Source organism: Winogradskyella ursingii, assembly GCF_013403975.1.
Lineage (GTDB): Bacteria > Bacteroidota > Bacteroidia > Flavobacteriales > Flavobacteriaceae > Winogradskyella > Winogradskyella ursingii.
Genome location: NZ_JABFDH010000005.1, coordinates 316629 through 331081, shown reverse-complemented (window position 1 = coordinate 331081; position 14453 = coordinate 316629). Strand labels below are relative to the sequence as shown.

The 14453-nt window shown below is 34.4% G+C and carries 14 protein-coding genes; 4 read left to right on the top strand and 10 right to left on the bottom strand.

The features are described from left to right. The first annotated feature begins 495 nt into the window (after positions 1-495). The 4 genes from thrS to rplT all read left to right on the top strand — a co-directional run bounded on the left by thrS (position 496) and on the right by rplT (position 3757). Positions 496-2436, top strand: coding sequence for a threonine--tRNA ligase (thrS, locus tag HM983_RS14320; protein ID WP_179346412.1), 1941 nt, complete (start codon positions 496-498; stop codon positions 2434-2436). A gap of 33 nt (positions 2437-2469) precedes the next feature. After that, positions 2470-3021 carry a translation initiation factor IF-3 gene (gene infC, locus HM983_RS14315; protein ID WP_179346428.1) on the top strand — a complete coding sequence of 184 codons (552 nt, stop codon included), beginning with the start codon at positions 2470-2472 and terminating at the stop codon, positions 3019-3021. 88 nt (positions 3022-3109) lie between these two features. Continuing rightward, positions 3110-3307 carry a 50S ribosomal protein L35 gene (rpmI, locus tag HM983_RS14310; protein ID WP_179346411.1) on the top strand — a complete coding sequence of 66 codons (198 nt, stop codon included), beginning with the start codon at positions 3110-3112 and terminating at the stop codon, positions 3305-3307. Between the two features lie 105 nt (positions 3308-3412). Next, on the top strand, positions 3413-3757 hold the full coding sequence (rplT, locus tag HM983_RS14305; protein WP_179346410.1) for a 50S ribosomal protein L20: 345 nt from the start codon (positions 3413-3415) through the stop codon (positions 3755-3757). An 87-nt stretch (positions 3758-3844) separates the two neighbouring features. Here the strand turns inward: rplT and HM983_RS14300 are convergent, their stop codons facing one another. From HM983_RS14300 to HM983_RS14255, 10 genes are all read right to left on the bottom strand, one after another. Next, on the bottom strand, positions 3845-4267 hold the full coding sequence (locus HM983_RS14300) for a secondary thiamine-phosphate synthase enzyme YjbQ (RefSeq protein WP_179346409.1): 423 nt from the start codon (positions 4265-4267) through the stop codon (positions 3845-3847). Positions 4268-4365: 98 nt separating this feature from the next. After that, positions 4366-5439, bottom strand: a complete 1074-nt coding sequence (locus HM983_RS14295; RefSeq protein WP_179346408.1) for an adenylate/guanylate cyclase domain-containing protein — start codon at positions 5437-5439, stop codon at positions 4366-4368. A 13-nt stretch (positions 5440-5452) separates the two neighbouring features. Next, positions 5453-6637: an asparagine synthetase B gene (locus HM983_RS14290; RefSeq protein ID WP_179346427.1), complete on the bottom strand. Its 1185-nt coding sequence runs from the start codon at positions 6635-6637 to the stop codon at positions 5453-5455. A gap of 146 nt (positions 6638-6783) precedes the next feature. Next, entirely contained in the window at positions 6784-7509 is a 726-nt protein-coding gene (locus tag HM983_RS14285; RefSeq protein ID WP_179346407.1) for a sulfotransferase-like domain-containing protein, read from the bottom strand. Continuing rightward, positions 7502-8419, bottom strand: a complete 918-nt coding sequence (locus tag HM983_RS14280) for an aminotransferase class IV (RefSeq protein WP_179346406.1) — start codon at positions 8417-8419, stop codon at positions 7502-7504. The genes HM983_RS14285 and HM983_RS14280 overlap by 8 nt, the downstream gene beginning before the upstream one ends. Positions 8420-8475: 56 nt before the next feature. Next, positions 8476-9516, bottom strand: a complete 1041-nt coding sequence (locus HM983_RS14275) for an AI-2E family transporter (protein ID WP_179346405.1) — start codon at positions 9514-9516, stop codon at positions 8476-8478. Positions 9517-9590: 74 nt separating this feature from the next. Then, positions 9591-11126 carry a replicative DNA helicase gene (gene dnaB, locus HM983_RS14270; RefSeq protein WP_179346404.1) on the bottom strand — a complete coding sequence of 512 codons (1536 nt, stop codon included), beginning with the start codon at positions 11124-11126 and terminating at the stop codon, positions 9591-9593. A gap of 169 nt (positions 11127-11295) precedes the next feature. Continuing rightward, positions 11296-12249, bottom strand: coding sequence for an acetyl-CoA carboxylase carboxyltransferase subunit alpha (locus HM983_RS14265; RefSeq protein ID WP_179346403.1), 954 nt, complete (start codon positions 12247-12249; stop codon positions 11296-11298). 140 nt (positions 12250-12389) lie between these two features. Further along, positions 12390-13298, bottom strand: coding sequence for a DMT family transporter (locus HM983_RS14260; RefSeq protein WP_179346402.1), 909 nt, complete (start codon positions 13296-13298; stop codon positions 12390-12392). Next, complete coding sequence (locus HM983_RS14255) at positions 13285-14361, bottom strand: LptF/LptG family permease (RefSeq protein ID WP_179346401.1); 1077 nt, start codon at positions 14359-14361, stop codon at positions 13285-13287. Before HM983_RS14255 ends, HM983_RS14260 begins: the two co-directional genes overlap by 14 nt. Between the last annotated feature and the right edge of the window lie 92 nt (positions 14362-14453).

Below are 14453 nucleotides of genomic sequence, written 5' to 3'. Positions count from 1 at the left end.
TTCCCGCAACACCTATCTGAAAAAAATTTGAAATTCTTTTTTCGGTGACGCTTCGTATGGCAATGAACTCCTGAAACTTGACATGCTGCCTTTGTTTCGGGGTGCAAATATAGAACCCTTTTTCATTCCCGCAACACCTTTTTTGAAAATATTTTGAGATATTTAAAAACACTCTTTCAACATCCTGTCTAACAAAGACTTGCTACTGAAAAAAATATATTTTCTCCCGACAATAAAGCATAATGGCAAGCGTACTAAAGCCATGGCGGTATCACGCTTTCCTTTACGCGCCCTTGAAATAGCCTCTAAACTGAGCCAAGGCTAAGTCAAAGAATCCTCGAACTTGGCCTGAAAACAAAGACACATTGGATAGCGCCACGCTTCCGCCTTCAAAAAGGCTAAAGCAAAGCACTACTAAAATTTATAGGAAACTTCACTTTGTCCATTATATATATAGGTATATCTTTGTAGGCTAAAATTTATACCATATATATAATGATTAAAATTACTCTACCTGACGGTTCGGTTAGATCTTTTGAGAAAGGTGTGACACCTTATGAAGTGGCTGTAGATATTAGCGAGGGATTTGCTCGTAATGTCATTTCAGCAAAATTCAACGATAATGTTGTTGAAACCACCACTCCTTTAACCACTAATGGTAGTCTAACTTTATATACATTTAGAGACGAAGCTGGTAAAAAAGCATTTTGGCATTCGTCTGCACATGTTTTGGCTCAAGCTTTAGAGGAATTATATCCTGGCGTGAAGCTTTGGGTTGGTCCTGCGATTGAAAATGGGTTTTACTATGATGTTGATTTAGGCGAGGGTACAATTTCTGAGAAAGACTTTAAGGCAATTGAAAATAAGATGATAGAAATTGCTCGTGGTAAGCACGACTTTAAAATGCGAGAAGTTTCAAAAGCCGAAGCGTTATCTTATTATAAAGACAATAATAATTATAAGGTTGATCTTATCGAAGGTTTAGAAGATGGCACAATAAGTTTTTGCGATCATTCCACATTTACTGACTTATGTCGCGGTGGGCATATTCCGAATACCGGAATTATAAAAGCTGTTAAAATTTTGAGTGTTGCCGGAGCATATTATAAAGGAGATGAAAATGAGAAGCAATTAACTAGAGTTTATGGCATTTCGTTCCCAAAGCAGAAAGAACTCACCGAATATTTACACTTATTAGAGGAGGCTAAAAAACGTGATCACAGAAAATTGGGCAAAGAACTTGAACTGTTTACTTTCTCTCAGAAAGTAGGTCAAGGATTGCCATTGTGGCTGCCAAAAGGTGCCGCACTAAGGGAGCGTTTAGAAAACTTCCTAAAAGCTGCACAGAAAAAAGCCGGTTATGAAATGGTGGTTACACCTCATATCGGGCAAAAAGAACTTTACGTCACTTCTGGGCATTATGCTAAGTACGGCGAAGATAGTTTTCAACCTATTACTACACCAGCTGAAGGAGAAGAGTTTCTTTTAAAACCTATGAATTGTCCGCACCATTGCGAAATATATAATTCCAGACCATTTTCTTATAAAGAATTACCAAAACGATTTGCCGAATTCGGTACAGTGTATAGATATGAGCAAAGTGGTGAGTTGCATGGCTTAACGCGTGTAAGAGGATTCACTCAAGATGATGCACATATTTTTTGTACACCAGACCAATTAGATGCTGAATTTAAGGAAGTCATCGACTTAGTGCTATATGTTTTTGGTTCTTTAGGTTTTGAGAACTTCACTGCACAAGTATCTCTGCGTGATCCTGAAAATCCGGATAAATATATTGGTAGTAGCGAAAATTGGGATAAAGCAGAGACTGCTATTTTGAATGCAGCAAAAGACAAAGGTTTAAATTTTGTCGTAGAAACTGGAGAGGCCGCCTTTTACGGACCAAAATTAGACTTTATGGTAAAAGACGCTCTTGGTCGTCAATGGCAACTAGGCACCATACAGGTTGACTATAACCTACCAGAACGTTTTGAATTAACCTACAAAGGTAGTGACAACGAAATGCATAGACCTGTAATGATTCATCGTGCTCCTTTTGGAAGTATGGAACGTTTTGTAGCTATTTTATTGGAACATACAGGCGGTAATTTCCCACTTTGGCTGATGCCAGAGCAGGTAATTATTATCTCTATTAGTGAGAAATATGAAAAATACGCCGAAAAAGTTTTAAATTTGCTAGAAAATGCCGAAATTCGCGCCCTTACGGATAACAGAAACGAAACTGTTGGTAAGAAAATTCGTGAAGCTGAAATGCAAAAGTTCCCGTACATGATTATTGTAGGCGAACAAGAAGAGGAGGATAATACAATAACTGTTCGAGAGCACGGAGGTGAAGATCTTGGCACAATAAGTGCTAAAGATTTCATAGAAATTATAAATAGAAAAGTAAATAAAAGTTTAAAAACTTTTAAATAAATAACGTTTAATTAAAATATATAAGTCATAGCAATACGTAGAAACAGAAGGAGTTACAACAGACGTGCATCTCAAGAAGATAAGCACAGAATTAATTCTAAAATTAGATCTGAAGAAGTAAGACTTGTCGGAGATAATGTCGAAATAGGAATATACCCTATCAAAAAAGCTTTATCCATTGCCGATGAACAAGGTTTAGATCTTGTAGAGATTTCGCCAAATGCGAAACCTCCTGTTTGTAAGGTAATGGATTATAAGAAGTTTCTTTACGAACAAAAGAAGCGAGAAAAAGCGTTAAAGGCAAAAGCCACCAAAGTCACGGTTAAGGAAATTAGGTTTGGGCCTAACACAGATGACCACGACTATGAGTTTAAAAAGAAACATGCCGAAAAATTCTTGAAGGACGGGGCAAAGCTTAAAGCTTTTGTTTTCTTTAAAGGACGATCGATTGTTTTTAAGGAACAAGGACAGATATTATTATTGAGATTAGCTCAAGACCTTGAAGAGTATGGTAAAGTAGAACAAATGCCAAAGCTTGAAGGTAAACGAATGATAATGTTCATCGCTCCTAAGAAAAATAAATAGCTTTTAATAAAGTTAATTACTAAAAATTAAAATACTGAATCAAGTTCAGCATAAAATAAGCGAAACGTAAAATTAAAAAAAGGACAAAATGCCTAAAATGAAAACAAAATCGAGTGCTAAGAAACGTTTCAAACTAACTGGCACCGGTAAGATTAAGAGAAAGCACGCTTTTAAGAGTCATATTTTGACAAAAAAATCTAAAAAGCGTAAGCTTAAGTTAACCCACGATGCTTTGGTACATAAGCACGATGAGGACAATGTTAAAACAATGTTACGTTTAAAGTAAGATTATTTTAACCGGTTAAAACAATTTATAAACCCTGGAGTTAGGCAAAAATATTTAGCAAGTGTCAATTTAAAGACCGCCTACTACAAAAAACAATTAAAAGAAATGCCAAGATCAGTAAATTCAGTTGCAAAAAGAGCTAGAAGAAAAAAGGTTCTTAAGCAAGCAAAAGGCTACTTTGGAAGACGTAAAAACGTTTGGACAGTAGCAAAAAATGCTGTGGACAAAGCGATGCAATATTCGTATAGAGACCGCAGAAACAAAAAGAGAACATTCCGTGCTTTATGGATTATGCGTATTAACGCAGGTGCTAGACAACATGGAATGAGCTATTCAAAATTAATGGGAGGTTTAAAAGCTAATAATATCAACTTAAACCGTAAGGTTTTGGCGGATTTAGCAATGAATCATCCAGAAGCTTTTGAAGCTATAGTAAACAAAGTTAAGTAAGGCTTTTTAGCCATATTAATAATAACATTTCGCTTTAATAATAATCCGATTCTTTAGAATCGGATTTTTTGTTTTCTATTAATTCTTTTAGCTTCCAAAAGCTGTAATTACAAGGTGCCTTCCAGAAGCATTATTTCTATGTTCACAAAAGTAAATACCTTGCCAAATACCAATATTTAATTTACCGTTTGTAATAGGAATTTGAACAGAACTTCCCATTAAAGCAGCCTTAATATGTGCCGGCATATCATCTGATCCTTCAAATGTATGTTTGTAATAGGCCTGATTTTCTGGTACCATTTTATTGATGTGGCTTTCAAAATCCAACCTTACCGTAGGATCTGCATTTTCATTAATGGTTAAACTAGCCGAAGTATGCTTTATAAACACATGCAATTGTCCAACTGAAAGCTGACTAATTTCAGGAATGGCATTTAACACATCTGAAGTAATTAAGTGAAACCCTCTTGGATAAGTTTGAAGCCTAATTTCTTTTTGAAAGAATCTCATTATAACCCACTTTTTATTAATTCGATTTAAATAAGATTTATATTTTGTTCACAGTATGTTTTCATTCTTTTTAAAATTATTTACTTAATTTCAATATTCTATATTTTATTTATTGCAAACAATTTAAGAGATTCAGTTTTCCCTTCCAATAATTCATTTCCTAGTGATTCTGCTTTATACTTCGAAGATAAATTTAAATGGTTCAGCAATTCCTCTGAAACCAATAAAGATTCATTATAATCATTACAAAGTTCTTGTATGCGAGATGTTGTATTTATCACATCTCCGTGATATGCAAGTTCTTTTTTAATTGTACCCACTTCGGTTATTATAATTTTTCCACAATGTACACCCGCTTTGAATTCAGGTACAACACCGTATTTTTTTATATAGTATTTAGAATGTTTTTTTAGTTTCCTATCATATTCAAAAAAAATCCTTAAACAATTCAACCTTTTGAAACCTTGTGGAACACGCCATGTTAAAACGGCCTCATCACCAACATACTGATATATCTCTGCATTGTATTTGTCTACCGTTCGATTTAAATAATAAAAACAATCTTGAATAAACTTACTGTATTCTAAATGACCTAGTTTCTCGGCTATAGTTGTTGAAGATTTCAAATCTATAAACATTAAAATACGTTCTACCTCTCTAGGTTTCCTGTATCTACCTAAAAGCATATTTAGAATAACACCTCTTCCAAATTTATTATTAGAAATTCTTATGAATGAAAAAAATAAGGAGCATAAAATAAAATAAGCCGTTACCAACCAAAATATCTTGCTTGATATCCACCAACCTCTTTCATTAGGAAAATCTACTTGGATATAAGCTTCCGCTAAATGAGCAATGAACGTTAAAGAAAAGATTAAAAAGCCTAAATAAATAAAGGACTTAACTAAAAGTATTAGACCGAGATGTAATATCCTAGAAAGAAACTTATCGAAAATAAATTCTACAATGGAATAGACAATAGCTACCATTACGCCTAGTAGAACTCCAAAAATTAAATATTCAGAAGCAGTCACCATTTCTGCTAATTTTTCAGTTTCTACACGTTCTTGGTGTCTTGCAAAATATCTTATTAGAATGAAAAAGCAAAAAGCAAACGACCAAAAAATGATAGAATAAAAAAACAATCTAAAAAATTGCTTAAGTGCAAACATTACAATCAGTTATTTAAGTTTTTTGCTTCTTTTTTTTTGCCGCAGGAAATAATACGTTATTTAAAATTAACCTATAGCCTGGAGATGTTGGGTGTAAATCTAGTTCTGTTTTAGGGTCACCGACTTTATGGGTATAATCCTCAGGATCATGACCGCCATAAAATGTAAAAAAGCCTTTTCCCTTAATGCCATGTATATATTTGGCTTCGCCATTTGTTTTATTCTCACCCATTACTAAAACATTAGACTTTATTTGATCTCTGGTAAAAGATGTTGTTTGTCCCATAAACCCTTTCACCAAAGCAGTATGATTTTGTGTTAACATTGTAGGTATTGGATCCCATTTTGCCGAATACTCCATTAAAGAAAAATAATCAGTTTGAAACGGGATTTGACGTTTTCGAGTCATATCAATAGATGAAAACTCGTAAACGTTGGGGTTTCGTTCTAATATATAATCCTTGAATGCAAAGGTTTTGGAGAAATCTATTTTGTTCTGGTAACCAGCATCGCTACCGTCACCATCAAACATAGGTTCACAGATATCGACATTTTCTGCTGATAACGCAATATCAAAACTATCTGTTGCAGAACACATAGCGAACATAAAGCCACCACCTGCAACATAATTTCTAATCTTTAGTGCGACTGCCAATTTTGCATCTGAAACTTTACTATATCCTAATTTTTCTGCTAATGCCTCAGCCGATTTTTTTTCTTCAATATACCAAGCTGCCGTGCGGTACGAACTATAAAATTTTCCAAACTGTCCGGTAAAGTCCTCATGGTGAAGATGTAACCAATCGTATAACAACAATTCATCTTCTAGAACTTCTTCGTCGTAAATAGTTTCATATGGAATTTCGGCATAAGTCAAAACCATAGTTACTGCATCATCCCAAGGTTGCTTTCCATATGGTGTATAGACCGCTATTTTTGGAGCTTTTTCTAAAACCACAGCCTCTTGATTCACAGCAGGACTACTAATGTCAGCTAAGATTTGAGCAGCTTGTGAGTCGGAAATTACTTCAAAAGAAACACCTCTGATTTGGCATTCACGCTGTATTATTTCCGCATCTGGCAATAAGAAAGAGCCTCCTCTATAATTCAATAACCACTTTACTTTTAGCTCACGCTCCAAAGTCCAATAAGTCACACCGTATGCTTTTAAATGATTATCCTGAGTTTCTGCATCCATGGGAATTAGGATGTAGGATGCATGAACGTTCAGACCTAAAAAAAGCGAAATAATTAGAAAGTGCAGGTTTTTCAATGTCATGGGTTTAAAACGAAATATAATCATTTTTTAGTGTCCATTAATGGATTTACCATTCTTTTAAGAATCTAAATTGTATGTTGCAGCAGCTCTTTATAATGAGGCAAGCATTCATTTAAAAGTGGTTTAAGATGATTGGGAAATTGTTCTTGTTTGGTTTTATACTTTAAAAAACCTGAAGATTTATGCACATTGTCATACCAGTATTTGGCCCAAATACCATCTTCTTTTCTTTTTTGAGGGATCCAACTCAACATGTTGGTTTCAAAAGGAATATTAGCGAATTCACATAATTTTTTCAGCGTTTTTTCAGGATTTAAAAGCACTTTTTTAGAATCTAAAACTGAGAATGGAATTTCATTATCCTGAAAATAATTTAATAATTCCGTATGAAGGCTGTAACCCACATCATTAATAGTGGGATTTTCAATAACCTTATCAAAAGAGGGAAGCATGTCTTTTGGATCTCTAGTTAAGATCACATTTATGGTATTCTTCATAAAATCTCGATTTAAACTCAGTAGATGATGTGTCATATGCTTAAAAAATAATACAGGTTTTTCGTTATTTCTCAACATCATATTCACAACTTCTGCCCCATTATTTTCCATGGTGCTTAAGATGTCTTCTGCTCCAGGATGGTATTGGTGCGCTTCGGGATGGTTAGAGAGATAATAAGCGTATAGCGGTTCATCAAAAACTTTTGTATCGCTTCTTTGGGCAAAAGAATACATTAATGCTGTAGAGATATTACGAGGTCCAGACCAAAGACAAATACGTTTTATATTATCCATGATTTACCATTTTTTCGATGAGATCATTGTAAAGCCCACTCAATTTTTTGGTGTTTTTACCATAATTACCTGATCCAATTGTTCGGCCATCAATTTTGATAACAGGTGTTAAACCACCAAAAGTTCCTGTTACAAAGGCTTCATCTGCGCCATAAACATCAAAAAGCGAAAAATCTTTTTCAAAACACGGAATGTCATTCGCTTTACAAACCTCAATCACTTTGCCCCTAGTAATTCCATTCATACAATATTTACTTGTTGAAGTCCAAACTTCGTCATTTTTAATAATGAAAAAATTAGTAGCATTACAAGTAGCAACAAATCCGTTAATATCTAACATAAGAGCTTCGTCTGCACCAGCCTGGATGGCTTGGATTAGTGCTTGCACTTCGTGAAGTTTACTATGACAGTTTAACCGTGGATCTAAATAATCTGGAGACCCTCGTCTAATGGTACTTGTAAAGAGAGTAATTCCTTCTTCTTTTGATTCTTTTGATGCTTTTTTATATTCAGGAATTACAACCAGATTTGGTCCGGAAATCGTTAGTCTAGGATCTTGGGATGGTGTTTTCTTAATACCACGAGTCACCATTATTCTAACATGAACACCATCTGTCATGTTATTGGCATCTAGAGCATTCCAAACTTTTTTAGCGAGTTCTGCTTTAGTAAAAGGTAAATTCATTCCAACGGCTGCCGCCGACTGCCATAGGCGATTAAAATGATCATCTTGAAAAACCAAAACACCCTGGTGCAATCTTAAAGCTTCCCAAACACCATCACCTACTAGATAACCACTATCGAATACCGAAATTTTAGCATCGTTACGAGGAAATAATTCATCATTAATTGAAATTAAAATATCGTTATTTCTTGAGTCTTCTAACGCATTGTGGGTACCGTGAACCATACTTATAATTTTGAAGTAGAAAGATACTTAAAATTACAGTTTTTTTCTCGTCACTTTTACAAATCGCTTGGATTTGTTTGGTTTCCTGAGAGTAAACTGGCAATAACTTTTGTACTCGGAAATTGTTCCAAAATTATCTTTATGAAAACCGTTATTGGTATGGCCATAATTAAACCAGGGATTCCCCATAAAAAACCCCAAAACATGAGCATTACCAAAACAGCAATAACATTTATGGAAAACGATTTTCCCATAAAAATTGGCTCTAAAATAGCACCAAAAAGAACTTGTACGCCTGTAATTGAGAGAATAAAGAAAAACAAATTACTTGTTGGGTCTAGTTCTACAAAAGCAAAAATGGAGAGTAAAATTACCGAAATAAAAGAGCCTACCATTTGTACAAAATTAATAACAAACGCAAATAGTCCCCAAAAAATAGGAAAGCTCACATCAAAAAACACGCACATCAAACCAGTAAACAATCCTGTAAGTGCACTAACCAAAAACTTAACCTTAATGAATTTAATAAGGTCTTTTTCAATTTTCATAAAGGTTTTTATAGAGGTATGCCTTCTTTTTAAAAGTGTACTGTTTAAAAGTTTATGGACGTTTATAGATTCTGCCAACCACAGTACTACAAAGAAAACCGTCATTAGCAAAGTTGTAAAGAATGTCCTTAAAAATCCGAATGTTGTGCCTAAGTTTTCTTTTGCGAAAAGTTGTCCCAGCATGGTTTGGTCTTCCTCAAATTCAGCGCCAAAATTTTCAGACAGATAGTCCTTTAAGTTGGCTACTTTTACCTCTGCCTTTGCCATGAACTCAGTATTATTGGCCATAATTTGTTTACTTGATAATTTTACCAATTCAATTCCGGCCATGACCACTGCAGATACCAATAACAACACAATGATAATACTAATGAATTTAGGTACATTTCTGCGTGAAAGATTTCGCATAATCGGCAAAAACAATAATGCGATAAACATTGAAAATATCAACGGAATGAATATGAAGGATAAAATCTTAAGTAGATAAAATATCAGTGGCACAACAATTACCAACAATAGCATATTTGTTGTACGTCTTTGTTCTAGCATGAGGCGAATAAATTATTTAAAAATAGAGATGTAAAGGTAAGCCAAAAAACAGTTTTTATAGACTTAAATTGCTGTTAAAAAGGCACTCCATCATCCTCAGGCGGATCAAAGGCATCACTCGGAGAGGATGTGAATGAATCTGGTCTAAAGGTATCATCGTTTGCAGCAGCATTCATTTTAGAATGAAATTCACCAAATGGTGTATCAAAATCATCAAGATTATCAAATTTACCGAGGTGTCCAATGAACTTTAACCTAATATTTTCCAAACCACCATTTCTATGTTTTGCAACTATAAATTCACCTTGACCTTCCGTAGGTGAGCGTTCTTCATCATCCCACTCATCAATTTTATAATATTCCGGTCTGTATATAAATGATACGATATCGGCATCTTGCTCAATAGCTCCAGATTCACGTAAATCAGACAATAACGGTCTTTTACTACCACCACGAGTTTCAACAGCTCGCGATAACTGAGACAGAGCAATTACCGGTATCGATAATTCCTTTGCCAAAGCTTTTAGGTTACGTGAAATGGTAGATATTTCCTGTTCACGATTTCCACCTTTTTGACTTCCACCAGCTGTCATCAATTGCAAATAATCCACTATGATCATTTTAATGCCATATTGTGAGGCTAATCGTCGTGCTTTTGCTCTTAAATCAAAAATTGATAGCGATGGAGTATCATCAATAAACAAAGGAGCTTTTTCTAACGTTTTTACCTTTACATTAAGCTGCTCCCATTCGTGCTTTTCTAATTTACCAGTTCTTAATTTCTCTGAAGAAAGTCCGGTTTCACTGGAGATTAGACGTGTTATCAATTGAACTGACGACATTTCCAAAGAAAAGAATGCCACAGGAATATTACTATTAACAGCAATATTTCTTGCCATGGTCAAAGTTAAAGCAGTTTTACCCATACCAGGACGTGCTGCTACAATTACTAAATCACTTGGTTGCCAACCAGATGTTAATTTATCTAACTTATCAAAGCCAGAAGGTATACCACTCATACCCTCTTTATTTGAAATTTCCTCAATTTTCTTTTTAGCCTGAATTACAAGACTTTGCGCTGTTTCTGTAGATTTTTTTACGTTGCCCTGAGTGACTTCATATAGCTTGGCTTCCGCATTATCTAATAAATCGAAAACATCTTTGGTTTCATCATAGGCTTCCTCAATAATTTCACTTGAAATTTTTATTAAACTACGTTGAATGTATTTTTGAAGAATAATACGCGCATGGAACTCAATATGTGCTGAAGACGATACACGTTGAGTCAGTGAAATGAGATAAAAATCCCCTCCGACAACATCTAACTTTTCGTCTTTCTTCAGCTGGCTTGAAACGGTTAATAAGTCAATTGGTTCACTATTTTCAAATAATTTAAAAACTGCTTCAAAAATGTGTTTATGAGCATCTTTGTAGAAAGCCTCAGCGCTTAAAATATCAATAACCTCATCCACACCCTTTTTATCAATCATCATGGCACCAAGCACAACTTCCTCTAAATCAACAGCTTGTGGTGGTATTTTTCCTTTTTCCAAACTAATGATTGTGCTTTTATCGACTTTGTAGCCTTGTATTGGGTTCGGTTGTTTCATAAGATGCGAAAGTAGCTAAATACTATCGATAAACTGTTTTTAGAAGCGTTTACAATTCAACACTTCATTAACAATTTAACTGTTAATAACTTAAATATATTGTTGATAGCGTCAAAAAAAACCGAAACATGAATGCTTCAGTTTTTTCGGTCACCTATGTATGTTGAATTTAATCTTTATAAACACCCATATTATCATATTTTTCCATGCGCTGTTTAACAAGATCTTTTGGTGATAAGTTTTTAAGTTCATTATATGCCTTTTCAATAGCAGAACTGACAGCAGAAAAAGTTGCTTCTCTATTTGTGTGCGCACCTCCAAGAGGCTCTTTAATAATTAGATCTACAAGCTTCATACGTTTCATGTCTTTTGCGGTAAGCTTTAATGCTTCAGCTGCTTGCTCTTTATACTCCCAGCTTCTCCACAAAATTGATGAACATGATTCAGGCGAAATAACAGAATACCATGTGTTTTCAAGCATCATTACCCGGTCTCCTACTCCTATTCCCAAAGCTCCACCTGAGGCACCTTCACCGATAATTATGGTAATAATAGGCACTTTAAGACGTGCCATTTCCAAAATATTTCTCGCAATGGCCTCACCTTGACCTCTTTCTTCTGCTTCTAATCCTGGATAGGCACCAGGTGTATCGATTAATGTCACCACGGGAATTCCAAATTTTTCGGCAGATTTCATTAAGCGAAGTGCTTTTCGATAACCTTCTGGATTGGACATTCCAAAGTTACGGTACTGCCTGGTTTTGGTATTATACCCTTTTTGCTGACCAATGAACATATAAGATTGGTCTCCAATTTTTCCCAAACCACCAATCATAGCTTTGTCGTCCTTAACGTTTCTGTCTCCATGCAACTCTAACCACGAATCGCCACAGAGAGCTTTAATATGGTCTAAGGTATAAGGTCTGTTAGGATGTCTAGATAATTGCACGCGTTGCCACGCCGTTAGATTCTTGTAGATGTCCTTCTTAGTTTCAGCAAGCTTTTTTTCAATCTGTTTGCAGGTTTCAGTCACATCGACATCACTCTCTTTTCCTATAATCTGGCATTTGTCGAGTTGTTCTTCGAGTTCCTTTATTGGTAATTCAAACTCTAAATATTCCATACAATTTGAAGTTAATTTTAATTGTTAGTTAGGTTACAAACCTACGTATTCTAATTTAATATTTTAGTAATAATATATTAAAGTGTCGTCGGTTGAATTTAAATACAAAAATAGATATTATGTAAGAAAATCGAAAACCTTTAATTAGAATTGGTAGTTTTCTTAAGCTTTCTCAATCTATAATTTTTAAATATTGCGTCTAAAAGCACAATTGTAATCACCATAATCGCACCCATATAAAATTGAGAAGACATTTTCTCCTTTTCAGGGAAAAGAATTAACGCCATGCATATACCGTAAACCGGTTCTAAATTGTAACTTAAAATTACGGTAAACGGACTTATAAAACGCATAATTTCAACCGCTGCTATAAAAGCATAGGCCGTACAAACTGATGCCAAAATGAAAATGTATAACCAATCTGAATTTGAGAGTGTAAAAAATTGAGCATCGAAACTCCCACCAGATAACAAAATAAAAACAGTAAGAAACACAACTCCACTTATAAACTCATAGAATGAAATGACCGTAGCATCATAACGCTCAATAAATCTTCCATTAATTACGGCAAACAAAGTTGAGAACAAGGCAGAAAGCAATCCTAAAATAATTCCGTTTATATAGCCCAGTTCACTACTTGTAATAAGAAACACTCCCAGAATAACAATAACTCCAAAAATAATTTCATAAGCGAGAATCCGTCTTTTAAAAAAAATTGGTTCAATAAATGAAGCGAAAAAAGCACCAGACGAAAACATGGCAAGAGCAATAGATACATTTGCTTGGTTAATGGCCTCAAAAAAAGTAATCCAATGCAATGCTATTATGATACCTGCTGCAGAAAATTGCCAAAACGTTCGTCTTTTAATTTTGATATTCAGCCTTACAAATTTGATATAAATGAACATCAGGATGCCAGCAATTAGCATTCTGTACCAGACCAAAGCTAACGCACCAATAGTAATTAACTCACCAAGGATTGCAGTAAAACCAGCAATAAATACCAGTATATGTAAATGAAGATAATTCCTGAGTTTAGCGTTTGGCATTTTGTAGCAGGTAAATAGCTAAAATACCAAATATTACATTAGGAAACCAAACTGCGATAATTGCTGGAAAATTGGATTGTTCTGCCATAACACCGAATACCTTATCAAAAAACACGTAAATCATAGCAATGGCAATACCTAAAGCTAAATTGACTCCCATACCTCCGCGACGTTTTACAGAAGAAACAGCAACCGCAATGATGGTTAATATAAAAATTGAAACGGGTATACTCCATTTCTTAAGTTTTACGACTTCGTAACGACCAATATTGGATGATCCTCGACGTTTTTCGGCTTCAATAAAATCGAGCAACTCTCCATAAGGTTTTGTTTCGGCTACGTATTCTACTGGTGTTAAGTCTTCAAGCTCAAAAGGTAAATCCATATCCTTACTTCGCGCTTTTTCGATTGTTTCTACACCGTTATCAAAACTTCGTTTCACAAATGTGGTTAATCTGTAAATCGAATCTTCCTCAATATATCTTATGTTATCAGCAAAGATTTTATATTTCAGCTCATTGCCTTCAAAATGCTCGTAGGTAAAATTTGTACCTAGTTTATTGTTTGGTACAAATCTGCTTACATAGATGTAATCATTATCATTTATCTGTGTGTAAACATCATTTGTTTGCTGAATTTGCTTATGCTTTTTAAGATATTTATATTTAAACTCGTTAAATCCTTGACTAGCAATTGGAGCCAAATACATTCCTAAAAACAATGAGAAGATGGCTACGATGGTGCCACCAATAATATATGGCCTCAAAAATCTAGAAAAAGAAACACCTGAACTTAAAAAAGCAACAATCTCTGTGTTATTAGCTAATTTTGAAGTAAACCAAATTACTGAAAGAAATAAAAACAGCGGAAAAAGTAGATTTGCGAAATAAACAGTAAAATCAAGATAATAGCTAGCTACTTCACCAAATGGCGCTTTATTTTCTAAAATCTTGCCTACTTTTTCGGCTAAATCTACCGTAATTCCAATAGGAATAAAAAGCAAAAGCATCATTAAAAATGTTAACAAATAGCGCTTTAGTATGTACCAATCTAGGATTTTCAATTTTATCTCTTATTCGTTTTGTTGAAAATTGATTTCAGAATAAAACGATTTTTGAATTTACGATATTCTCAAATCATCATTATCCAATTCCA

Coding starts and splice junctions, on each gene's coding strand:
- HM983_RS14275 (WP_179346405.1), bottom strand. CDS start 9,516: ATGCTAGAACAAAGACGTACAACAAATATGCTATTGTTGGTAATTGTT.
- HM983_RS14295 (WP_179346408.1), bottom strand. CDS start 5,439: ATGTTTGCACTTAAGCAATTTTTTAGATTGTTTTTTTATTCTATCATT.
- rpmI (WP_179346411.1), top strand. CDS start 3,110: ATGCCTAAAATGAAAACAAAATCGAGTGCTAAGAAACGTTTCAAACTA.
- HM983_RS14290 (WP_179346427.1), bottom strand. CDS start 6,637: ATGGATGCAGAAACTCAGGATAATCATTTAAAAGCATACGGTGTGACT.
- HM983_RS14280 (WP_179346406.1), bottom strand. CDS start 8,419: ATGGTTCACGGTACCCACAATGCGTTAGAAGACTCAAGAAATAACGAT.
- HM983_RS14300 (WP_179346409.1), bottom strand. CDS start 4,267: ATGAGATTCTTTCAAAAAGAAATTAGGCTTCAAACTTATCCAAGAGGG.
- rplT (WP_179346410.1), top strand. CDS start 3,413: ATGCCAAGATCAGTAAATTCAGTTGCAAAAAGAGCTAGAAGAAAAAAG.
- thrS (WP_179346412.1), top strand. CDS start 496: ATGATTAAAATTACTCTACCTGACGGTTCGGTTAGATCTTTTGAGAAA.
- HM983_RS14260 (WP_179346402.1), bottom strand. CDS start 13,298: ATGCCAAACGCTAAACTCAGGAATTATCTTCATTTACATATACTGGTA.
- HM983_RS14285 (WP_179346407.1), bottom strand. CDS start 7,509: ATGGATAATATAAAACGTATTTGTCTTTGGTCTGGACCTCGTAATATC.
- dnaB (WP_179346404.1), bottom strand. CDS start 11,126: ATGAAACAACCGAACCCAATACAAGGCTACAAAGTCGATAAAAGCACA.
- HM983_RS14265 (WP_179346403.1), bottom strand. CDS start 12,249: ATGGAATATTTAGAGTTTGAATTACCAATAAAGGAACTCGAAGAACAA.